This is a genomic window from Bacillus cereus group sp. BfR-BA-01381 (assembly GCF_022663555.1).
GTDB lineage: Bacteria > Bacillota > Bacilli > Bacillales > Bacillaceae_G > Bacillus_A > Bacillus_A pacificus.
On record NZ_JAKUFR010000348.1, the window covers coordinates 1 to 221 of the forward strand.

Here is a 221-nt window from a genome sequence, read left to right on the forward strand (position 1 = left end):
CAAGCTCCCTTATGCCTTTGCACTCTACGAATGATTTCCAACCATTCTGAGGGAACCTTTGGGCGCCTCCGTTACACTTTAGGAGGCGACCGCCCCAGTCAAACTGCCCCCCTGACACTGTCTCCCGGGTCGATAAGACCCGTAGGTTAGAATTTCAATACAGTCAGGGCGGTATCCCACCAGCGCCTCCACCGAAGCTAGCGCTCCGGTTTCAAAGGCTC

The 221-nt window shown here is 55.7% G+C and carries 1 rRNA gene; it reads right to left on the reverse strand.

From position 1 onward, the window contains the following. Nucleotides 1-221 (reverse strand): 23S ribosomal RNA (locus MR079_RS28985); the annotation flags it as partial.